Annotated in this window: 20 protein-coding genes and 1 other annotated feature; of the genes, 4 read left to right on the forward strand and 16 right to left on the reverse strand. The window is 58.3% G+C overall.

Going from position 1 to position 21,447, the window contains the following annotated elements; genetic code table 11:
• Positions 1–42: 42 nt before the first annotated feature.
• The 9 genes from OS242_RS14815 to OS242_RS14855 form a co-directional block, all read right to left on the reverse strand.
• A complete protein-coding gene (locus OS242_RS14815; RefSeq protein WP_267152465.1) occupies positions 43–1,371 on the reverse strand; it encodes an ATP-binding protein in 1,329 nt (442 codons plus the stop codon).
• A 166-nt stretch (positions 1,372–1,537) separates the two neighbouring features.
• Positions 1,538–2,305 carry a TrmB family transcriptional regulator gene (locus OS242_RS14820; protein ID WP_267152466.1) on the reverse strand — a complete coding sequence of 256 codons (768 nt, stop codon included), beginning with the start codon at positions 2,303–2,305 and terminating at the stop codon, positions 1,538–1,540.
• A 3-nt stretch (positions 2,306–2,308) separates the two neighbouring features.
• On the reverse strand, positions 2,309–4,027 hold the full coding sequence (gene argS / locus OS242_RS14825; RefSeq protein ID WP_267152467.1) for an arginine--tRNA ligase: 1,719 nt from the start codon (positions 4,025–4,027) through the stop codon (positions 2,309–2,311).
• Between the two features lie 58 nt (positions 4,028–4,085).
• Positions 4,086–4,343: a binding site (T-box leader), on the reverse strand.
• Positions 4,344–4,386: 43 nt separating this feature from the next.
• Positions 4,387–4,647, reverse strand: a complete 261-nt coding sequence (locus OS242_RS14830; RefSeq protein WP_267152468.1) for a YkvA family protein — start codon at positions 4,645–4,647, stop codon at positions 4,387–4,389.
• An 88-nt stretch (positions 4,648–4,735) separates the two neighbouring features.
• Entirely contained in the window at positions 4,736–5,269 is a 534-nt protein-coding gene (locus OS242_RS14835; protein WP_267152469.1) for a GDYXXLXY domain-containing protein, read from the reverse strand.
• Positions 5,266–6,531, reverse strand: coding sequence for a DUF2157 domain-containing protein (locus tag OS242_RS14840; protein WP_267152470.1), 1,266 nt, complete (start codon positions 6,529–6,531; stop codon positions 5,266–5,268). The genes OS242_RS14835 and OS242_RS14840 overlap by 4 nt, the downstream gene beginning before the upstream one ends.
• A gap of 81 nt (positions 6,532–6,612) precedes the next feature.
• On the reverse strand, positions 6,613–8,142 hold the full coding sequence (locus OS242_RS14845) for a fumarate hydratase (protein ID WP_267152471.1): 1,530 nt from the start codon (positions 8,140–8,142) through the stop codon (positions 6,613–6,615).
• A 65-nt stretch (positions 8,143–8,207) separates the two neighbouring features.
• Positions 8,208–8,906 carry a response regulator transcription factor gene (locus OS242_RS14850; RefSeq protein ID WP_267152472.1) on the reverse strand — a complete coding sequence of 233 codons (699 nt, stop codon included), beginning with the start codon at positions 8,904–8,906 and terminating at the stop codon, positions 8,208–8,210.
• Positions 8,906–10,090 (reverse strand): sensor histidine kinase, encoded by a 1,185-nt coding sequence (locus OS242_RS14855; protein ID WP_267152473.1) that lies wholly within the window; start codon positions 10,088–10,090, stop codon positions 8,906–8,908. Before OS242_RS14855 ends, OS242_RS14850 begins: the two co-directional genes overlap by 1 nt.
• A gap of 133 nt (positions 10,091–10,223) precedes the next feature.
• Here OS242_RS14855 and OS242_RS14860 point away from each other — a divergent pair, with 133 nt between their 5' ends.
• Both OS242_RS14860 and OS242_RS14865 read left to right on the forward strand, forming a co-directional pair.
• Positions 10,224–11,144, forward strand: coding sequence for an ABC transporter ATP-binding protein (locus OS242_RS14860; RefSeq protein WP_267152474.1), 921 nt, complete (start codon positions 10,224–10,226; stop codon positions 11,142–11,144).
• Positions 11,137–12,081 (forward strand): ABC transporter permease, encoded by a 945-nt coding sequence (locus OS242_RS14865; RefSeq protein ID WP_267152475.1) that lies wholly within the window; start codon positions 11,137–11,139, stop codon positions 12,079–12,081. Before OS242_RS14860 ends, OS242_RS14865 begins: the two co-directional genes overlap by 8 nt.
• Before the next feature lie 45 nt (positions 12,082–12,126).
• Here the strand turns inward: OS242_RS14865 and OS242_RS14870 are convergent, their stop codons facing one another.
• The 7 genes from OS242_RS14870 to OS242_RS14900 form a co-directional block, all read right to left on the reverse strand.
• Complete coding sequence (locus OS242_RS14870) at positions 12,127–13,308, reverse strand: sensor histidine kinase (protein WP_267152476.1); 1,182 nt, start codon at positions 13,306–13,308, stop codon at positions 12,127–12,129.
• Between the two features lie 99 nt (positions 13,309–13,407).
• Positions 13,408–14,805, reverse strand: a complete 1,398-nt coding sequence (locus OS242_RS14875) for a hypothetical protein (RefSeq protein WP_267152477.1) — start codon at positions 14,803–14,805, stop codon at positions 13,408–13,410.
• Positions 14,780–15,334 (reverse strand): RNA polymerase sigma factor, encoded by a 555-nt coding sequence (locus OS242_RS14880; protein WP_267152478.1) that lies wholly within the window; start codon positions 15,332–15,334, stop codon positions 14,780–14,782. The genes OS242_RS14875 and OS242_RS14880 overlap by 26 nt, the downstream gene beginning before the upstream one ends.
• 125 nt (positions 15,335–15,459) lie before the next feature.
• The gene (murC, locus tag OS242_RS14885; RefSeq protein ID WP_267152479.1) at positions 15,460–16,821 is read right to left on the reverse strand and encodes a UDP-N-acetylmuramate--L-alanine ligase; all 1,362 of its coding nucleotides are present in this window, start codon (positions 16,819–16,821) and stop codon (positions 15,460–15,462) included.
• A gap of 113 nt (positions 16,822–16,934) precedes the next feature.
• A complete protein-coding gene (locus OS242_RS14890; RefSeq protein WP_267152480.1) occupies positions 16,935–18,053 on the reverse strand; it encodes an ATP-binding protein in 1,119 nt (372 codons plus the stop codon).
• A gap of 102 nt (positions 18,054–18,155) precedes the next feature.
• Entirely contained in the window at positions 18,156–19,109 is a 954-nt protein-coding gene (locus OS242_RS14895; RefSeq protein WP_267152481.1) for a cation diffusion facilitator family transporter, read from the reverse strand.
• Entirely contained in the window at positions 19,109–19,378 is a 270-nt protein-coding gene (locus tag OS242_RS14900; RefSeq protein ID WP_267152482.1) for a DUF6154 family protein, read from the reverse strand. The genes OS242_RS14895 and OS242_RS14900 overlap by 1 nt, the downstream gene beginning before the upstream one ends.
• A 456-nt stretch (positions 19,379–19,834) precedes the next feature.
• On the opposite strand from OS242_RS14900, the gene OS242_RS14905 reads away from it, so the two are divergent.
• A complete protein-coding gene (locus OS242_RS14905; RefSeq protein WP_267152483.1) occupies positions 19,835–20,560 on the forward strand; it encodes an amino acid ABC transporter ATP-binding protein in 726 nt (241 codons plus the stop codon).
• A 21-nt stretch (positions 20,561–20,581) separates the two neighbouring features.
• The gene (locus OS242_RS14910) at positions 20,582–21,421 is read left to right on the forward strand and encodes a transporter substrate-binding domain-containing protein (RefSeq protein WP_267152484.1); all 840 of its coding nucleotides are present in this window, start codon (positions 20,582–20,584) and stop codon (positions 21,419–21,421) included.
• Positions 21,422–21,447: the final 26 nt, after the last annotated feature.

Consider the following 21,447-nt stretch of genomic DNA (forward strand, 5'->3'; position numbering starts at 1 on the left):
AAATCGCCCCTGTCTCCTGACAGAGGCGATTTTTATCCTGCTCTACTGCTTGGGCAGTCGGACGGTGATCGTCGTGCCGACGCCTTTTTCGCTGACCACGTCAAACCGACCGCGATGCTCGCGGATGATCTTCATCGAAACGGTGAGGCCAAGGCCTGTCCCTTCCGTCTTGGTCGAGTAAAACGGGCTGCCGAGGTTGGCCACTTCCTCCTCGGTCATTCCGCAGCCGGTGTCGTGCACGCACACCCACACATACTCCGGCTCCTCCCCCGTCCGGATCGACAGCGTGCCGCCGATGTTCATCGCTTCCAGCGCATTTTGCATCAGATTGAGCACCACCTGCTGGATCGCTTCTTTGTGCATGTGCACGCTGGAAAGCGGCGTCAGATCGGTGCTCACCTCGATGTTGCGCAGGATCGCTTGATTTTCGATCAGCACCAGCACCCGCTCGATCACCCCGTTCAGACACGCTTCCTCACGCATCACATCGCTTGGCTTGGTCATCAGGAGGAAATCGCGGATGATCTTCTCCATCCGGTCGACCTCCTCGACCATGATCGTGGTGTACTGCGTGATCTCATCCTCACGGTCGTTGCCTTGCAGCCGCTGATTGATCAGCTGCAAAAACCCTTTGATCGACGTCAGCGGATTGCGGATTTCGTGAGCCGTGGCCGCCGCCAACTGACCGACGACCGCCAGCTTTTCCGACTGGATGATCTCCCGCTGAAACTTCTTTTCCTCGGTGATGTCGCGAAAACTGCACATATAGCCGAGCATGCGCCCCCGCTCATCCCGTAATTCCGTCCACTCAAACTCACCGAGTATGCGCTCTCCTTGCTTTATCTCAATCGCATCCCGCACTTGCATGCGTCGAATCAGATCGCTGGCCGTCTCCGGCGAGTCCGGGTACAGCCTGCCCAGCACCTCAGGAGCCATCTGTCCGATCAGATCGATCTCTTCTGCCGCCAACAGTTCCCGAGCCTGACGGTTGATCTCCGCCAGTTTCCAGTGCGTACCGTCAAAGAGCAAGATCGCTCGCGGATCTGCCTCGATCACATAGCGGTAGCGGGCATGCAGTCCGGAGACGACCGCCGCTTGTTGCAGCCGTTCGGTGCGCTCCGTGACCAGCAACAACGCCAACACCCCGATCACGCAGATGATATTTTGCCAAGTCTCCACCTGCCGTTCCGACAGGGACAGATCGATCCAAGATCCGGACATGTACCCTGCCTTCGCCGTATAGTAGAGTGCCGCATAAAACGACGTGACCACGAGAGCCGAGAGAATCAAGACCAGCGGCAGGACCCAGACCTGCAACCCGGCAGTGCGCAGGCGACCGAACCTCTTCCATGTAAAGAGGGCAACCCCCAACCAAACACCCGCAAACCCCCAGTGTAACCCAGGCAGTAAAAGGTCCAATCCAATCTCCTCCAACATGTCGTAACAACAAGAAAGAGATTCGTCAATCAAATCATATTTTCCTGTCACTTTCTAAATATTACAGACAATTTTTCGGTTTTCGAATCGGTGTACTTATTTAGTAGCGCAGTCGAATCAACAGCGATCTGATCTTCTCGTTGTGGACCAGCACGTCGTCATAATACTGGTTGGTAATCTCCGTCAGCGCGACATCGTGATAGAAAAAGTCAATAAAAAACTGCACAAACGGCACCGCCGACGTCATCATGCCTTTCATCTCACCGCCGTGAAACAGCGCGAGCATCATCTTCGACTCGTCGACGATCAACATCCGCCAGCGTTCCAGCGAGTGCTGCTCCTTGGACGGCACCGGAAACGTGTAGAGTCCCGACAGAGTGGTTTCCAACTCGCCGAGCGTCAGCGCTTCCACCCGCACGCCCTCCCGCTCTTTTTGTTCCAACAGCGGCAGGACGGCCGCATACTCGTCCGACCACAGCGAGAGGCGGATGGAGGAGGTGGCTTTCTTGATCCACTCCTCCATCGTCAGCAGCATCGACTGGTCGTCCTTGAGCATCCAGACGCGGTCGTCCGCCTCTGCTCGCTCCTCCCGGTAGGCGTCGCGCAAGTCCTTCACATTGTCAAAAAAGGTGCGGGTCAACGCGTTGATCACGATCTCGACGTCGACCGCTTGGTACTCGCTTTTGTTGCCGGTCATCGATTCGAGCACGATACCCTTGTCGACGAGGCGGTGCAGCACCTCGTAGATCTTGCCGCGCGGCACGCTCGACTCTTTGGCCAGCGCGTAGCCGGTCATCGGCACCCCTATACGGTGCAGGGTCTCGTAGACCTTGTTCTCGTAATCGGTGAAGCCGAAGCGGGTGAGCATGAACTACATCTCCTTCGGCGCGCCAAGGCCCAGCAGGCGCAACGCTTCACGCAGCACGACTGCGGTCGCTGCGACCAGATGCAGACGCGCCGTCTTGACCGCTTCCTCCTCCGCCAGCACGCGGACATGCGCGTAAAACTTATTGAACGACTGCGCCAGGTCGATCACATATTTGCCGACAACCGACGGATCGAAATCTTCGCCCGCGCGCTTGATCACGTTCGGGAAGTTTTGCAACAGCGTCACGACCGCCCACGCTTCCGGGCCTTCCAGCGCAGCTTCCGGGATCACGATCTCGCCGTTTACGCCTTCATAGCCGCCGCGACGCAGCAGCGAGTTGGCGCGAGCATGGGTGTATTGCACATACGGGCCGGTCTCGCCGTCAAAGTTCAGCATGTCTTCCAGCGAGAAGTTGATATCGTTCAGACGGTAGTTTTTCAAGTCGTGGAAGATGACCGCCCCGACGCCGACCTGCTTTGCCACTTCCTCTGCGTTGGCAAGGCCCGGGTTTTTCTCCGCGATGACCTTCTGCACGTCTTCGATCGCTTGCTTGAGCACCTCGTCGAGCAGGATGACCTTGCCTTTGCGGGTGGACATCTTTTTGCCGTCTTTGAGCATCATGCCAAACGGGATGTGGTGCATCTCTTTGGCCCACTGATAGCCCATCTTTTCCAGCACGGCAAACACTTGGCGGAAATGCAGGCGTTGCTCGCCGCCGACCACATACAGGGCTTTGACAAAGTTGTAGTTGTCCTGACGATACAACGCTGCTGCCAGATCGCGGGTCGCGTACAGCGTCGCGCCGTCCGACTTGCGGATCAGGCACGGCGGCATGTCGAGTTCGGAGAGGTCGACGACCTGCGCGCCTTCGTCCTCGACGAGCAGCCCTTTTTCTTGCAGCTCACGGATCGGGCGATCCATCTTGTCATTGTAGAACGCCTCGCCGTGCAAAGAGTCAAAGCGAATGTTCATCAGTTCATACGTCTTGTTGAACTCCTTCAGCGACTCATCGCGGAACCACTGCCACAGTTGCTGCGCTTCCTCATCGCCGTCTTCGAGCTTCTTGAACCACGCGCGGCCTTGGTCTTCCAGCGACGCATCTTCCTTTGCTTCGTCATGGAATTTCACATACAGGCGCAGCAGTTCCGGGATCGGATTTTCCCGCACCGCTTCTTCGCTGCCCCATTTTTTGTAGGCGACGATCAACTTGCCGAACTGGGTGCCCCAGTCGCCGAGGTGGTTGATGCGGATCGGCTGATAGCCGAGCTTTTCGAAGATGTTGGCAATCGCATTGCCGATAACCGTCGAGCGCAGATGGCCCATCGAGAACGGCTTGGCGATGTTCGGCGAGGACAGGTCGATGGTGACCTTGCCTCCTTCACCGATGTTTTGGTTGCCGTATGCTTCCTGCTGTGCGAGCACGGCAGCGATCACATCGCGGGCGACCGACTGTTGATCGAGGTACAGGTTGATATACGCGCCGACGACTTGGATCTCTGCCACCGGGTAGCCTGCCTCTTTCAAGACCGGTCCGATCTTCTCCGCCAGTTCCGCCGCGATCACCGGCGGTGCTTTGCGCAGCGTCTTCGCCAGTTGGAACGTCGGGAAGGCGATATCGCCCATCTTCGGATCTTTCGGCGTCTCCAGCAGGCGCAGCACATCCGCCTCCGTCAGTTCGAGCACAGGCGCGACGAGGCTTGCGAGTTGTTTTCTATAATCCATGATTGGTCCCCTCACCTTTTCAGAAAGTTTGAACAATATAAAAAGCCCCCGTCTCCAGATAAGAGACGAGAGCTGTCACTCCCGCGGTACCACTCTTGTTGCGCTGTCCGTTTGATCTGACATACCAGATCGGACAACGCCGGCTTTCCACTCTGCTGTAACGGGCAGTCCCGGCCCACCCTACACACAAACATGCTTCAGGCGGCATCTCCAAGGTGCGCTTCCCCTCTTCCCCATCCACCAGGCTCCCACCGCCCCCGGCTCGCTGTTTCAGAATGTCATTGAAAAAGGGTACTGTCCTCTTCGTCGATTGCGATATATTGGGTTTCATTATATAGATCGCAAGGTACTTTTGCAACTTACTTCCACTTCCACTCCTGCTCCGCCACCACATCCGACCGCCGTACATAGTTGTTGTACGAACGCCGAAACACGCGATACGTCCCAATCAACACTGCCAGGTCATCCGTATACCCGAGCAGCATGATCAGATCCGGCACGAGATCGACCGGCGACAAGATATAAACGGTGCCGCCGGCGATGAGCAGTTTGTCGCGCAACGGGGTGTGTTTGTCTTTGAACATGCCGACGACGTTTTGGAAAAAGGATGGTTTGTTCATAGTGGCCTCCCTTTTACTGTCCGTAAATGTTTCCCCCATCGTAGCACAAAAAGGCTGACAGCATCCACTGCCAGCCCTCACCTGTCAACTATCGGACAAACTCCTTGCCGTTCACCAGCACCTTTTCCACCCGTGCCGAGCCGTTCCACAGCCGGATCTGCACATCGACGCTGTCCTGCGGGCTGCGTTCGATCTCGATGGCGCGACCTTGCGGGGTGAAATATTGCTCGATGCCGTACGTGACGCCGATCGTATTCTCCGACCGCCATTCCACGCGGCCTTGTATCCTCGGGCCGCCGAGCATGAACGGGATCTCCGTCCAGACGGAGTTCGCCTTGTGGTACTTCCCGTCCGGGAACAGATCGACATACACGGTGTCGCCCCGCTCGATCCCCGCCGCTCCTTCGTCCACGTTCACCGCACTCAGGTCAATCGTCGAGATCTCGTAATTCAGCGAAACATACTCGCCGCGAAATGGATCGGACGGGTCAACCGGCGCTGTCTGGAGCAGAATCGGCTCGCCGTTGTCCAAAATGCGCTGGTTGGTCAGCGCGATCCAAACCAGCACCGCCACTTGCAGCACCACCGCCAGACCCAAGAGGAGACTGCGTGTTTTGCTCACGATCCGTCGCCCCCTTTCATCGCCCGCCGACGGTTGCGCTCCAGCAGAAATGCGACCGCAAACAGCACGATCCCGCCGACGAGGAACCCGGCCGCGCCTTGCAGCAGTTCGCTCGCCACCGCCACATACAGGCCAAACACCGCGAGGCCAAACAGCACCGAACCGTTGTTCAACCGGTAGCGCTCCCCGTTCATCGCGCCGCCCTGCAGGATCCAGAACAGCGCCGCCACCGCCAGCAGCAAGCCTTCCAGCAGCGGCAAGCCCCCGCCGCCGTACCACGCCGTCAGCACGACCGGTACAAAGTACAGCCCGTCAAGCAACTCCCCGTGCGGCCGCTTCCACTTCAATTGCAACCCCCACGTCAGCACGTACAGCCCGGCAAACACACCGGTCGCCACCAGATCGCCCGGCACGACGCGTGTCGAGATCGTGTCGGTCAGCTCGCCCTGCGAGACGAGGTCGGCCAGTACAAACAAAGTCGAGACCCGCACACCGACCAGTTGCAGCCAGATCCCCTCCGCTTCCGATCTGCGCCGCACGAGCAGCCCGATGAAATACAGCAACAGCGCATACGCGGGCACGCCGATGATCGCCGCTTCATACCGAGCGAGCAGGTCGATCACGCCGACCGTCAAGATCACCATGTACGCCGTCAACACCCACTGACGACGACCTTGGAGCCCGCGCAGGAACGGCACGGCGAGCAACATCACGACGAGGAAGATCCAACCGCTGTTGTGATACTCCCACGTGTTGACCAGATCGTATGCCAGCAGTTCACTGAGCGCTGCGACAAACACCAGTCTGGATCGAGTCAGATAAGCGACGAACAGCGTCACCGCCGCCCACGTCAGCAGCGCGTTCGCGTTGAACGCCACCAGATGATACATCTGCCCGATCAAAAAGATCGCCGCCCCGAACGTCAGCGACCCCAGCAACGCAAATGCCGCCCCGCTGCTCTCCCGGCCGCGCCGATACGCCTGCCAACTTCCTGCATAGGCAGCCAACATCACCACATTCAGCAGCACGACTTTGACCACGTTGCTCATCTGCGCCCAGTTCGACGCCACGAACAGCAGCAGCCCGATCCCGACCAGCCCCGCCGCAAATCCCATCAACAGCTTTGGCACCAGCGATCCGGTACCGCTCTCGGTCTCCGCCGGGTATCGTTCCACGATCTGATCCCGCTGCTCGGCGCTGATCAATCCGTCTGTCACCCACGACTGTGACTCTTGTCGCAACCAGCTGTTTTTTTCAGACATCCCCATCCCCCTTTTTCTATTCAGTCTATGGGCGGATCGAAAAAAAAGGAGCTTTCTCGCGAAAGCTCCCTCTCCTTTTCCTTAAAACACTTTTTCTGCAAAATCGGACAGCTTGTTCAGCGAGTGCTCGTCGATCTCCGCATGCAGTGAATTGCCGTGCGAGTCCATCGTGACGATGGCAGCGAAGCCTTCGACTTCGAGGTGCCACATCGCCTCCGGTACGCCAAACTCCATCAGGTCGACGCCTTTGACTTTCTTCACGCAGCGCGCGTAGTACTGCGCAGCGCCGCCGATGGCGTTCAGATAGACCGCGCCGTGCTCTTGCAGGCCTTTCAGCGTCTTCGGACCCATGCCGCCTTTGCCGATGACCGCGCGCAGGCCGAACTTTTTGATGATGTCCGCTTGGTACGGCTCTTCGCGGGAGGACGTGGTCGGGCCTGCCGCTTTCACGTGCCATTCGCCCGCGTCATCTTTGAGCATGACCGGACCGCAGTGGTAGATGACGCCGCCGTTCAGATCGACCGGGGACGTGTGCTCCGGCTCGATCATGTATTTGTGGAACGCGTCCCGTCCGGTGTGCATCTCGCCGTTGATGATGACGACGTCGCCCACTTTCAGGTCGCGCACTTGCTCTTCCGTGATCGGAGCTTGCAGCACGACGGTGCGGGTGCCGGACTCGTTGCCCGCGCTGCGCTTGGTCGTGTCGATCTTCTCCACGTCTTCGCGATACTGCCACTCGGTGATCGCGCCGGTGCCGTCGAGGATGACGCCGAGGCGGCGATACGCCCAGCAGTTGTACGCGACCGAGACGTAGAAGGAAGCCGGGAGACGGTTCATCACGCCGACTTTGCAGCCGAGCAGCGACACTTTGCCGCCAAAGCCCATCGTGCCGACGCCCAGGTGGTTGGCCGTCTCCATGATGTACGCTTCCAGTTTCGCCAGATCCGGGTTCGGGTTGACGTCGTCGGTGCGGCGGAACAGCTGTTCCTTCGCCAGCGTGTAGCCGGAGGTGCGGTCGCCGCCGATGCCGACGCCGATAAAGCCTGCCGAGCAGCCTTGACCTTGCGCTTGGTACACCGCGTGCAGGATGCACTTGCGGATGCCGTCAAGATCGCGGCCGGCCTTGCCGAGGCCTTCCAGTTCGGTCGGCAGGGAGTACTGAATGTTTTTGTTCTCGCAGCCGCCGCCCTTGAGGATCAGCTTGACCTCCACCTCATCGCGCTCCCACTGTTCAAAGTGGATGACCGGGGTGCCCGGGCCGAGGTTGTTGCCGGAGTTTTCACCGGTCAGCGAGTCGACCGAGTTCGGACGCAGCTTGCCAAGTTTCGTCGCTTCGGCGATCGCTTCGTGGATCTCGCGCTTCATCACGATCTGGTTCGCCCCGACCGGCACATGGATGTGGAACGTCGGCATGCCGGTGTCTTGGCAGATCGGCGATACTTCTTCTTGCGCCATCACGATGTTTTCGGCAATCGTGTCCAGCGCCAGCGAGGAGCGGTTGCCGAGCTCCTCTTCCAGACGAGCTTTCATCACCGATTTGCGCACGTCGGACGGCAGGTTGGTCGACGTTTCGATGATCAGTTTGAGCATGCTCTCTTTGAAATGTTGCATGAGTATCTATCTCCTTTTGCACGCAGGATCCGTATGAATTCAACGATGCTATTATAGCACAAAATCTAGATCATGCCCTCTTCCTGCGCCTTCTTGGCGGCATGGATGCGGTCGCGCACGTCCAGCTTGGAATAGATCGAGGAGATATAATTTTTCACCGTGCCCTCCGACAGAAACAACTGCTTGGCGATCTCTTTGTTGCTCAGGCCGTCCGACAGGCACTGGAGCACTTGCAGTTCCCGTTCGCTGAGGCCGTATTGCCCATGCTTGGGTTCCACCGACACACCGCCGGACACGCCCGCCGTGCCCGCCGCTGAAGAAGCGTCGGACGACGCCGTCTGCCCGATCAACTGGGCGACCATCAGCTTGGCGAGGTCTTGCGGGATCAGCGTGCCGCCGCGATGGACCAGACGGATGCCGGCTGCGAGATCCTTCGGGTGGATCGCTTTGAGCAGATAGCCTTCCGCGCCCGCTCCCAACGCTTCCACCACGTAGTTGATGTCTTGGAACGTGGTCAGGATGATCACCTTCACGTCCGGCCAGCGCTCTTTGATCAGGCGGGATGCTTCCACCCCGTCCATCTCCGGCATGTGTATGTCCATCAGCACCACGTTCGGCTGCAGCGACTCGCACAGTTCAATCGCCACCCGGCCGTTCTCCGCCATGCCGACCACTTCGAGGTCCGCCTCCATGTCGAGCACGATGTGCAGGCTCTCGCGGATCAATTCTTGGTCGTCGACCAGCAACAAGCGAATGTCTTTCATCAGAGCTCTCCTCCAGTCGGTATTGTGCACGTCACCACCGCGCCCTCTCCGGCGCGCGACACCACATCCAGCGTCCCCTGATGGGCCGCGATCCGCTCTTGCATCGTCCGCAGGCCAAACCCGAACAGGCTGTCAGCCATCCCGATCCCGTCATCCTCGATGCGCAGTTGCACAGAGTCGGGCCCATAGCAGAGCCGGATCAGCACCGTCATCGCCCGCCCGTGCCGCTTGGCGTTGGTCAGCGACTCCTGCAGACAGCGAATCAAGGTCAGCCGGACCGGCGTCGCCACCTCGTACTCCTCGCCCTCCGTATACAGCGAGATCTTCGTGGCCGTATGCACCGCAAACTCCCCGGCGATCGCCGCCAGCGTATGCCCGAGACGCTCTTCCTCCGTCGGCGCGATCTGGTGGATGTTGCGACGTACCTCATCCAGCCCGCCCCGCGTCACATCGCGGAGCACCTCCAGTTTTTCCTTGGCCTTTTCCGGGACGCTGTCGACCAGATACATCACCGCGTCCATCCCCATGATCACCGAGGTCAGCGTGTGCCCCACCGTGTCATGCAACTCGCGCGCCATCCGGTTGCGCTCCTCCAGCAACGTGACCTGCTCGACCTGCTGGGCGTACTGCATCAACGCTTGGTTCTGCTCTTCGATCAACTGGTACTGCCGCTGATTTTCATGCAGCAGCGTGCGCATCTGCTCGTGCGACGAGAGCACGCGGGAAAACGCATACCCGATCAAAAACGCGACCTGCCCGCCGACCATCATCTCCCACACGCCGTGCCAGGACTGCAACCCGAGCAAAGGCCCCAAGGCAGGCAAGACGAGCACAAACAGCGGCGCCACCCACCAGACCATCCGCTGCACGCTCAAAAATCCGACCAACGTCAACGGCAGGATCAAAAACGTGGAGTGAGCGTCGAGCACCCCGTTCACGTACACGGCAAACAGCCCGCTGGTCAGCGCCTCTGTCCACACAAACAACGTGCGGTGCGTCGCTCCCGGTCGCCAGAACAACAGCGGCAACAAAAAGCAGAGCACCTGCGCCAAACGAAACAGCGCGCCAGACGACACCTGCGGCAACAACTCCGTAAAGATCACCCAATGCCCGAGAAACCAGGACAGGCGAATCATATAAAAAAGCCAATTGGACCAATGCCAATCTCGCAAATTTGTGAGCATGTTCTCAGACTCCTGAACAGTCTTTTCCTTTATACTGCTATTGTACGACAAATGATCCGGAAAGTCGTAGTGTCATTCCTCACCCTGTTCATATGACAGTCATATGACTTTTTCCAAAATAAAGGAGGCCTCTATGACTCAGCCTGCCGTTCAGATCCGTCATCTCACCAAACGGATCGGCTCCAAAACTCTCGTCGAAGATCTGACGTTTGACGTGCCCCAAGGTCAGGTCTTCGGTTTTCTCGGTCCAAACGGTGCCGGCAAAACGACGACGATCCGCATGATCATGGGCTTGATCTCGATCACAGAAGGTCAGGTGCTCGTCCAAGGGCTCGACGTGTCCCGCCAGTTCGAAGAAGCGATGCGCCACATCGGCGCCATCGTGGAAAACCCGGAGATGTACAAATTTTTAACCGGCTGGCAAAATCTCGTCCACTTTGCCCGCATGTCGCAAGGCGTGCCAGAGTCGCGCATCCGCGAAGTGGTCGAACTCGTCGGCCTCGAACAGCGCATCCATGACAAAGTCAAAACGTACTCGCTCGGCATGCGTCAACGCCTCGGTCTCGCCCAAGCTCTGCTCCACCGCCCGTCGGTGCTGATCCTGGACGAGCCGACCAACGGGCTCGACCCGGCCGGCATCCGCGAACTGCGCGACCACCTGCGCCGACTGGCGGAGCAGGAAGGCATCGCCGTGATCGTCTCCTCGCACCTGCTCACCGAGATGGAGTTGATGTGCGATCAAGTCGCGATCATCCAAAACGGCCGCCTCGTCTCGATCAAAGACCTGCGCGAGATGATCGGCGACGGCGACGAATTGACATTGCGCATCGAGACCTCCCGGCTCGCCGAGGCGGAGGCGTTGCTGCGCGAGACCTGCCAACGCCAGGTCCTTCGCGACGGACAAGCTCTGTCGATCACCGTCACGCGCGCGATGATCCCGGAGATCAACCGCACGCTGGTCCAAAACGGCTATGACGTCTACAGCCTGCACACGGTCTCCCAAACGTTGGAAGACCGATTCCTGGAAGTGACGGGGAGGGGTCCGATTGCTTAATCTCGTTCGCAATGAAAACATGAAAATCTACCGCCGTGCCCGCACATGGGTCTTTTTCGGCCTGATCCTGTTCGCCCTGCTGATCCAAGCGGCGTTCACCCTGCGGACCGCCCAAGGCACCGAGCACCGCGACTGGCAGCAAGAGATCGCCCGGGAGACGCAGATCATCGAAGAGCGGCTGCAAAATCCCGAGCTTCAGATGCCGCCGGAACAACGCCGCGAGCAAGAGCTCCAGCTCGCCGTCAACCGCTATCATCTCGATCACGAGATCTCACCGTTCGCGCACAACGCGTGGAAATTTACCAAAAACTCCGCCGCCATCGTCGCGTTGATCACCTTGTTCACCATCGTCGTCGCAGGCGATATCGTCGCAGCCGAGTTTGGCTGGGGCACGATCAAACTGCTGCTGATCCGCCCTGCCTCGCGAACCAAGATCCTCTTCGCGAAATATCTCGCCGTCCTGCTTTTCGCCTTCCTGATGCTGATCATGCTGCTCGGATGCTCCTTCCTGATCGGCGGCGCACTGTTCGGCTTTGCGGGGGGTGACCAGCCCTACCTGTCCCTGCGCGACACCGGGATCACCGAGACCACCGTGGCCAAAAACGCGCTGCTCACCTTCGCCTTGGAGCCTGTCTCGCTGGTGATGTTCGCCACCGTCGCCTTCGTGATCTCCGCCGCGTTCCGCTCGTCGTCGATGGCGATCGGCGTGTCGATGCTGACGATGTTCCTCGGCCAGATGATCGTCGGCCTGCTCGCCCGCTTCGACTGGGTGCAGTACCTGTTGTTCGCCAACCTCAACCTGATGCAGTACTTCGAAGGAGCCCCCGTCGTTCCGACGATGACGTTGCCGTTCTCACTGGGAATCAACCTGCTCTACTTCGTCGTCCTGCACGGGATCGGCTGGCTCTTGTTCACCAAACGCGACGTCGCCGCTTAAAAAAAGACCAACGGGCTCCTTCCAAGCCGGTTGGTCTTTTTCACATCAAGACACGGTCGGCACCGCGCACGTCACGACCAGCCCGCCGCCGTCCTCGCACCACAGCCGAAGTTCGCCTCGCAACGATTGCAGCCGCTCCTCGACCGACCGGATCGTCAGCCCGGTCGTGCCTTCCGGGTACGTGCCGTTGTCCCGCACGGTCAGCCGGACGCCGTTCTGCTCAAACTCCAGCGCGACCGACACACGGGTCGCATGTCCCATCCGCTTGGCATGGGTCAGTGACTCCTGCAGACAGCGGATCAGCGTCAGTTGCAACTGGGCCGGCAGCATCCGCTCTTCGCCGACCGTGTCGACGTGCACCTGCGTCGCCGTGTGCAAGGCAAACTCCGACGCGATCTTGGCAAAGTGGCACGACAGCGTCACGTCCACCGCATCAGGCGCCATCTGGTGGATGTTGCGACGCACCTCTTCCAGCCCGTTTCGCGTCACGCCGCGCAGCACGTCCAGCTTGGTTTTCGCCTGCTCGGGTGCCACATCGATCAGACAGATCACCGCGTCGAGCCCGACCGTGACCGAGGTGTACGTATGTCCGATCGTATCGTGCAGCTCGCGGGCGATCCGGTTGCGCTCCTCGTGCAGAGTCATGTCTTCGATCTGTTGCGCATACTCGACCAACGCCTCGTTTTGCCGCTGGATCAACGCCGTCTGCCGCCTGTTTTCGTCGAGCAGCTTTTTCGTGCGCCCGTACGCATCAAACGCGCGGTTCAACGAGATGCCAAGACCGTAGAGCAACGCGTTGTTGAACACGTAAAACACGCCCTCGATCACCGGGAGCCCCGCGAGCAGCGCGCCTGAAAACGGCAGCACCACCACGAACGCCAACACCGACCACAACAGCGTTTTGCGGTGAAAATAATACCCGGCCACCAACGCCGGCACCACCAGCAGGGAGTTTCCTTCCCCCATCGCGTGCGCCGCATAGAGGGAGAGGCCACCGGTGATCACCATCTCCGCCAGCGGATAGCGCCACAGATGCACATAGCCCGGCCGCCAAAACAAATGCGGCAACAGAATCGCGACCGCCGTCAGCCAAAACAGATGCTCGGGCTGATCGGCGTGCTTGGGCTCCACTTTCAAATCGATGGCATGAATGCTTAACCAGATCGAGCGGATGATCATCATCAGCGTCGCAATCCCGGTCCATCGACCGATCCAACTCTCGCTCATCCCAGATTGTCTCCTATTCCGATACACAGATTCCTCGTCTCTATTGTACTGGAAACGGCGACCGGGAAAAGCCCCCTTTTAAAAAAAGGGGGCTGGACATTAAGGATTTTCCGAATAGGGCGTGACTTCTTCAACCGTGCCGTTCGGCACATGATAACGCAATTGCCATTTTTGATTGGTCCGCGTGCCGATGTAGATGTCTTTCTCAACCACACCTTCGGCAAACGTCTGCCGCAACAGCAACGAGTCGCGGTAAAGCACGCCTTGCTTTTGGAAAATTTGCTTCGGCTCCTCCCCGATCGCCACCCGCCACAGCGTGACCGTGCCTCTTGAGTCGGTCCCCGGCTGTTCGCCCGGCTCCATCACAAACGAGGAGATCACAAACTCCTGAAGGCCCTCGCTCTGCAGATCCATCACCAGCGTTTGATTGCCTTCGACGCCCGGCAACATCGGCTTGTTCTGCCCGGTGGCCAGATCATAGCGATACAATTTCATCGAGCCGTTGTTGTACGTTCCCGGCCCAGGCTCAATGCCGTTCAGCCCGGCACCGGTCGCATAGAGGATCTGATCGCGCGACTGCATCACGATCTCAACGCCGCCGCTCTCCGACTGCGCGACAGTCCGCCACTCGTCGCCGCTGCGCAGGAGCACCTTGTACCAGTTGCTGATCGTCAACTGCCCTCCGACCGACGAGACCTTGTTGAACATCATATCTTGGTTTGCCAAGATGACCCTCGACTCACCCGACTGCAGATCATAGCTGTACACCATTTGTTCCTTCGAACCAGAGTTGTAGCCGAGATAGATCAGCGCAGACCGGCCCTGCTCCTCCCAGATCGTCAACCCGCTCGACCAGTTGCCTTCCAACATCAGCTCTTTGACAGACAGATCCTCCGCGTTGACCAGCCAGACCGGCTTTTGCTCCTCGTACTGCACCGCACCGATGTATTGGAACACCAGGTACGTGTCTTGGACTTCGACCAGATTGATATCGCGAGTCGGCGCATCGAACAGCCGATGCTTTTCCTCGCCGTCGCGCGCCAGATAAAACGCATCTCCGTCGCGGACGACATCATAGCTCAACTCTGGATGGTAATAGACCAACTCGTACCCTTGCTCGCGATACAGCTTATCTTTCATCTCGCGGACATAATACTCATTGACGACGTCCTGCTGCGGTGCCCCCACCGCATCCTTGCCCTCCTCCTGCTCCGGCTGCGACAACGACGGGAGACCCTGTTGTGACCCGTCCGAGGGAGCTCCCTCCTTCACCGAACCGCCCCAGTTCGGGACCAAGATCAGAGCTGCCACTGCCGCACTCGCCAGCACGCCCGCCATCGGCATCCGGCGTCCAAACCGCCGCTTGCGTTTCGCCTGCCGCATCAGCTTCTCCCAGCCTCGCGCTCTTTTTTGCGCCAGTTCATAGTCGGACGGGCTGTATTTGCTCGCTTCAAACGCTTGTTCCAACGACTCAGGTACCGGAAGTCGATCCGACATAGAGAAATTCTCCTCCCTCTTCCCAATTTTCACGCAACTTCAGAATCGCTCGATGAGCCAACAGCCGCACGCGCCCTTCGTTCGTGCCGAGGATCGTCGCCGTATCGGCCACGGAAAACTCGTGGATATACCGCAGCAACACCACGTTCCGATAATGCTCCGGCAGCCGCTGCAGTTCGCTCATCAACTGCTCGTGCAACACTTTGCGCTCCCACTCGCCGTCGAGGGTATACGCGCCCTGTTCGACGGTGCGCACCTCTTGCTCGTACTGCTCATAGATCTTTTTGCGCCGGAAAAACTTCCGCCACATCGAGTTGAGATGATGATGCGCGATGGCAAACAACCACGTCTTGTACCCGCACTCGCCTCGAAACTTGCCAAAGGAGCGATAGGCTTGCAAAAAGATATCCTGCACAAGATCTTCCACTTCGTCTGTATTTCGAACCGATTGCCAAATGTATCGGTACATGTCGCCGTAGTACGTATGATAGAGCTCGCGAAACACGTCTTCCTGACTCTGATTCCCCACACCCGTGCCCCCTTTCTGACAGAGTAGTGGTCACGACTTCACTCTGCGTTTCAATTTTATACCAAAAAAGACACAAAAAAGAGACCGGAACCACTCTCCCGGTCTCTTTTTGGCCGTCCCTGCTCTTAATACGCTTTGATCTTCAACAGGTGCTCGCCCAAAGAGCGCACGTCGCCCGCACCCATCGTCAGGACCAGTCCGCTGCGGCGACTGAGTTCGCCTTGCAAACGCTCCGTGCCTTCGTCGAGCGTGTTGACAACATGCACCTTCGTGCCGAGCTCCTCGATGCGGCGTGCCAGCGTCCACGTCAGCTCTTCCGCACGGTCGCCCGTCTCGCGGGCCGATTGGAAGACCTTGACCAGCATCACTTCATCAGACAGCGTCAACGCCTCTGCAAACTCCTCCAGGAACGCCAGCGTGCGCGATACGGTGTGCGGTTGGAAGACGGTGAGCAAATGATCGGTCGGGAACGACTTTTTCACCGCTGCGAGCGTGGTTTCGATCTCGCTCGGATGGTGCGCATAGTCGTCATAGACCTCCACGCCTTCCACTTCGCCCAAGTAATCAAATCGGCGATAAACACCGCCAAAATTGCCAAACGCCGCCTGCACGTCCGCGAACGGAACGCCCTGCAGACGGGACAGCGCGATCGTCGCCAGCGCGTTGAGCACGTTGTGCGTGCCGAGCGCCCGCATCGAGACGGTGCCGAGTGCCACGCCTTGCTCCCACACGGTAAACGTCAGGTGGCCGCGGTGCTCGGTGACATCGGTGGCATAGATGTCGTTCGTCGCTTCCAGACCAAAGTACACCGTCCGGCCCTTGGTCACGAGACGACGGCAGAGCTCTTGATCGCCCCAGGTGATCAACGCCCCGTCCTCCGGCACTTTATCCACAAACGTTTGGAACGCGTCAAACACATCGTCGATCCCCTTGAAATAGTCCGGGTGATCAAAATCGATGTTGTTGACGATGGCGATATACGGCTGATAATTCAAGAAACTGCGGCGGTATTCACACGCCTCCGCCACCATCGGACCTTCACCAAAGCGAGCGTTGGAGCCGATGTTGTAGTTTTTGCTGCCGATGATCGCCAGCGGGTCGAGCTGCGCGTGCAACAGCAGCGTGGAGATCATCGACGTCGTGGTCGTCTTGCCGTGCGTGCCGGAGACGAGCACCGCGCGACGCCCATCCATCAGCGTCCCGAGCATCTCCGGATACGTGAGCACCGGAATGCCTTGCTCCTTGGCGGTTTTGATCTCGATATGGTCATCCCCGTAGGCGGGGGAGTGGCAAACGATTTCGACGCCGGTCAGATTGGCTTCTGACGGCGACACGATGCGGGTGATTCCGGCTTCGCGGAGAAGGCCGTCCGTGAAGAAGACAGCATCGGTATCGGAGCCTGTCACTTCATAGCCCATGCGCGCAAACACTTGGGCCAACGCGCTGGTGCCCGAGCCCTTGATCCCCACAAAGTGGATTTTTTGCATGAGGTGAACCTCCCTTAAGAATCTAGGCAATCTCTGTCCAATCTAGCAACATGGACAACAGTACTAGTATGGGGAAAAGTGCGGCAAATTGCAAATGACGAATTCTTACATCCTTATAATGAAAACGTAAAGCGGAACCGCGTGCCCTTCATCGGTTCGCTCTCCACCGTAACCTGCGCATAGTGCTCATGCATCGTGCGGTAGACCATCGTCAGGCCCAGTCCCACGCCGTTGTCTTTCATCGTGAAAAACGGCGTGCCGAGCAGAGGGAGCTTTTCTTTCGAGATGCCTCTCCCGCTGTCCTCCACCTCGACGATCACCTGATCTCCCGCCCGCTTGTGGCGCAAGATCAACCGGCGCTCCTCCCGGTCTTGCATCGCCTCGATGGCGTTGAGGATCACGTTGAAAAACGCCTGCTTGAGCGTCTCTTCCCGCCCTTCGACGCGCGTCTCCAGATCGTCAAATTCATAGCGCAGTTCCACGCTGTACAGTTTGTCTTGGAACAGCTCCACCACGCCTTGCATCAGGTCGCACAGGGACACCTGCTTGAGCGGACCGAGCGGCGCGTTCGGCTTGGCGACGTCGAGCAGCGTGGCGATGGTGCGGATGCCCCGGTCGAGCTCCTGCATCGCGATCTCCAGAAAACGATGCGGCCGCTCCTCTGCCAGCAGTTGCAAAAAACCGCGCGTGGCCGTCAGCGGATTGCGCACCTCGTGCGCCACCCCGGCCGCCATTTCGCCGATCGAGGCCAGCCGTTCGATGTCGGAGCGCTTTTTCTGTTCGTCGAGATAATCCTGCTGAATGCTCATGTAGTGCGTCATAAACAACTGCATCGCCAGTTCGCACTGATTGGTCAGCATCTCGGCGATCCGCAGCGAGTCGACCGTGCCGAGGCGTTCGCGCTCGGCAAACAGGGTAAACGAATCGTGCAGCACGCGGCGGAACATCCGAAACCGCTCCACCGCTTCTTCGGCGGGCACTTCTTGCAAGGCTCGCTTGGCACTGCAACGCTTCGCCCACTCATCCATCCCCGTCCCGCGATCACCCAAGCAGGCGGCAAAGATCAACTCCAGCAACTCCGCTGCCTCCGCACGGAGTTCCTCTTCATAAAATGTATCATCAACATGACAGAAGAAATTTTGCTCCTCCAAAGAACGGTCGGTCCACCAGCGATAGGTGAACTCCTCTACTTGAGCGAGCAGTTCTTCACGAAAACGCTCCACGGTCACCATGCAATCCATACGACCCCTTCCATGTGACCAATATACAACATCTGCACGTCTTTGCAAGAGACGAAAATCCCCTTGGCGTAAAACTTCCAAGGGGAAGGAGCGTCAAGACACCGGCTCAACGTGGATATGGACATACTCAACCTTTTCCCGAACATACAATAAATGTTCGATTTCCTCCGTGATCGCATGGCTCTCCCCGACCGTCAACTGCGGGTCGACGCCGATCACCACATCGACAAACACGTTGCTGCCGTACGATCTCGCCTTGATATCTTTGATCGCCCGCACATCGTGGACGCTGAGGATCATCCCTTCCATCTTCTTCAGATGCACCTCGTCATAGCCGTCGGTCAGCGCGTGCGCCGCCTCGCGGAAAATCTCGTACGCCGTCTTTAAAATGATCACTCCGACCAAGAGCGCAGCCGCCGGGTCCAGCCAATACAGGCCAAACTGGGCCCCGAGGATGCCGGCAAACGCGCCGAGCGACACCATCGCATCGGAGCGGTTGTCTGCCGCCGCCGCCAGCAACGCCTGCGAGTTCAGCTGCTTGCCGAGCCGGGAGTTGTAGGCATACACCCCGAGCATCACACCGGCCGCAAACAAAGCGACCCACATCGAGATCGCGCTCGGCACCGCCCGCTCTCCCGCCCAAAAACTGCGCACCGCATCCCACAGCACATCAAAGCCGACGATCGACATGATGATCGCCGCCACAAACGTCGCCACCGTCTCGGCGCGGTAATGTCCGTATTTATGATCTTCATCGGGCGGTTTGCGAGCGATGCGCAGCCCGATCAGCACCGCGACCGATGCCACGATGTCTGTCGAGTTATTCAGCCCGTCGGCAAACAGCGCCTTGGAATTGGCCAGATACCCGACGGAGATCTTCAGCACCGAGAGCAGCAGATACACGCCGATGCTCACCCACGCGCCCTTCTCCGCCGCCTTCAGCCGCTGCTGCTTGTCGAGATTGCCCCTCGCGCCCAAGTCCCGTGCCGCATCGGCCGGAGCACCGCCCTGCAGGCGACCGGCTCCCTTCTCCTTTGCGCTCGCCATCAGTGCAGGACCCCGTCGCCTGCAGGCGGGACGGCCGTGTCGCCGTCATCGCGCCCGACGCCTTCCTGCGCCATTTTTTGCCGCAGCCTGTAGACCAGGTAGTTGCCGAGCATCTCATACAGATCATGCTCGCTCATCTCGCCGATCCATTCCAAAAAATGCTCGCGGTCCAGTTCAGCCAAGATCCCCGACACGATGATCAAAGCGTCCTCCTCGTCGCCGACGAGCTGGTCTTTATACAGGTCGTAGAGTTGATCCACCAGCTTCACAGAGCCTGCCTCCCTCCTGAACATTGCGATTCTGCCCCTAGTGTACCCAGCGCGCACAAAAAAAGACCTGCCACAACATGTGTGGCAGGCAATCGAGAAGAGAACCTCACGAGGTCAAAAGGGAGGTCAAGCAAAAACCTCGCGGGTTAAAAAAGAAATTGCAAGTGACTCCTCGTTGCAATTATATCATTCACAAAAAGTAAAATCAACAACAACTTAGTAAGTTTCCCCAAACTTAACAGTTTCACAAAAAAACATTCACTTTACAGAAAGGGGAACTTATCTGTGAACGACTCAACTATAACGATGCAGACTCTCAGAAAAAAGTTTCGCGGAAACACGATTTTTACAAAAAAATTTTCGAAAAAAGATTTTCTGTAGGTTCGTGTGAGTTGGCGTGGGATTCAGATTAGTATGAACAGACAGGCGACATTCAAGTAAAGGGGGTGTCTGTCCATGATCCGTTTTCATCATGTGAACAAACACTACGGCCAGTTTCACGTCCTCAAAGACATCAACCTCGAGATCCAATCGGGCGAGGTGGTCGTCATCATCGGTCCGTCCGGCTCCGGCAAATCGACGTTGCTGCGCTGCATCAACCGGCTGGAGACGATCACCGACGGCGAATTGACCGTCGACGGCGTCAGCGTAGGCGACCGCAAGACGAACATCAACGAACTGCGCCGCGACATCGGGATGGTGTTCCAACACTTCAATCTCTACCCGCACATGTCGGTCTTGAAAAACATCACGCTCGCTCCCATCCGCGTCTCCAAAGCATCTCCCAAAGAAGCGAGCGAGACGGCCATGTACTACCTGCAAAAAGTCGGCATCCCGGACAAGGCGGACGCCTACCCGTCGCAGCTCTCCGGCGGCCAGCAACAGCGCGTGGCGATCGCCCGCGGCCTTGCGATGAAGCCGAAGATCATGCTGTTTGACGAGCCTACCTCAGCTCTTGACCCGGAGATGGTCGGCGAAGTGCTCGACGTCATGAAATCGCTTGCCAAAGAAGGCATGACGATGGTCGTCGTCACGCACGAGATGGGGTTTGCCCGCGAAGTGGCCGACCGCGTGATCTTCATGGACCACGGTCAGATCGTCGAAGAAGGCGATCCGGCCACTTTCTTCACCCAGCCGAAGGAAGAGCGCGCGCGCCAATTCCTCTCTCGGCTCAATCACTAACCATAAACAGGGGGTATTCAAATGAAATCGTGGAAAAAAGCAATGTCCGTTCTCGTCATCTCCTCGATGGCGACGTTTGCGCTCGTCGGTTGCGGCTCGTCCGACTCCGGTACGAAAGACGGCGGCTCCGGCTCGAAAACGGAAGCGGCCGGCACGCTCGACGCGATCAAAAAGCGTGACAAACTGATCGCCGGCGTACGCTACGACGCCAACCTGTTCGGCCTGAAAAATCCGGGCACCGGCAACGTCGAAGGCTTTGACATCGACATCGCCAAAGCGGTCGCCAAAGACATCCTCGGCGACGAGAGCAAGATCGAACTGAAAGAAGTCACCTCCAAGACCCGCATCCCGATGCTGGACAAAGGCGACATCGACATGATCGTTGCGACGATGACCATCAACGAAGAGCGCAAAAAGCAAGTCAACTTCTCCGACGTCTACTTCAAAGCGGGCCAATCGCTGCTCGTCAAAAAAGGCTCCGCGATCAAATCGATCGACGACCTGAAAAAAGGCACGAAAGTCGTCGCCGTCAAAGGCTCCACCTCCGCAAAGAACATCAAAGAAAAAGCGCCGGAGACCGAAGTGCTCGAGTTTGAAAACTACGCAGAAGCGTTCACCGCGCTCAAATCGGGCAAAGGCGACACCCTGACCACCGACAACGCGATCCTGATGGGCATGGCGGCACAAGATGCGGACTACGTCCTGACCGGCGGCGAATTTACCGACGAGCCGTACGGCATCGCGGTGAAAAAAGACGACAAAGCGATGACCGACGCTGTCAACGCTGCGCTCAAAAAGCTCAAAGACAACGGCGAATACAACAAAATCTACAAGAAGTGGTTCAAAGAGGATCCGAAGTAAGCTCCTCTTTCTTCACCCTTTCGGAA

This window comes from Tumebacillus lacus (assembly GCF_026410385.1).
Classification (GTDB): Bacteria; Bacillota; Bacilli; order Tumebacillales; family Tumebacillaceae; genus Tumebacillus; species Tumebacillus lacus.

Bases quoted from the DNA above. Each gene is read 5' to 3' on its own strand.
- OS242_RS14890 (WP_267152480.1), bottom strand. From the start codon at position 18,053: ATGGTGACCGTGGAGCGTTTTCGTGAAGAACTGCTCGCTCAAGTAGAG.
- OS242_RS14875 (WP_267152477.1), bottom strand. From the start codon at position 14,805: ATGTCGGATCGACTTCCGGTACCTGAGTCGTTGGAACAAGCGTTTGAA.
- OS242_RS14860 (WP_267152474.1), top strand. From the start codon at position 10,224: ATGACTCAGCCTGCCGTTCAGATCCGTCATCTCACCAAACGGATCGGC.
- murC (WP_267152479.1), bottom strand. From the start codon at position 16,821: ATGCAAAAAATCCACTTTGTGGGGATCAAGGGCTCGGGCACCAGCGCG.
- OS242_RS14850 (WP_267152472.1), bottom strand. From the start codon at position 8,906: ATGAAAGACATTCGCTTGTTGCTGGTCGACGACCAAGAATTGATCCGC.
- OS242_RS14870 (WP_267152476.1), bottom strand. From the start codon at position 13,308: ATGAGCGAGAGTTGGATCGGTCGATGGACCGGGATTGCGACGCTGATG.
- OS242_RS14820 (WP_267152466.1), bottom strand. From the start codon at position 2,305: ATGCTCACCCGCTTCGGCTTCACCGATTACGAGAACAAGGTCTACGAG.
- OS242_RS14895 (WP_267152481.1), bottom strand. From the start codon at position 19,109: ATGGCGAGCGCAAAGGAGAAGGGAGCCGGTCGCCTGCAGGGCGGTGCT.
- OS242_RS14845 (WP_267152471.1), bottom strand. From the start codon at position 8,142: ATGCAACATTTCAAAGAGAGCATGCTCAAACTGATCATCGAAACGTCG.
- argS (WP_267152467.1), bottom strand. From the start codon at position 4,027: ATGGATTATAGAAAACAACTCGCAAGCCTCGTCGCGCCTGTGCTCGAA.
- OS242_RS14910 (WP_267152484.1), top strand. From the start codon at position 20,582: ATGAAATCGTGGAAAAAAGCAATGTCCGTTCTCGTCATCTCCTCGATG.
- OS242_RS14830 (WP_267152468.1), bottom strand. From the start codon at position 4,647: ATGAACAAACCATCCTTTTTCCAAAACGTCGTCGGCATGTTCAAAGAC.
- OS242_RS14855 (WP_267152473.1), bottom strand. From the start codon at position 10,090: ATGCTCACAAATTTGCGAGATTGGCATTGGTCCAATTGGCTTTTTTAT.
- OS242_RS14905 (WP_267152483.1), top strand. From the start codon at position 19,835: ATGATCCGTTTTCATCATGTGAACAAACACTACGGCCAGTTTCACGTC.
- OS242_RS14840 (WP_267152470.1), bottom strand. From the start codon at position 6,531: ATGTCTGAAAAAAACAGCTGGTTGCGACAAGAGTCACAGTCGTGGGTG.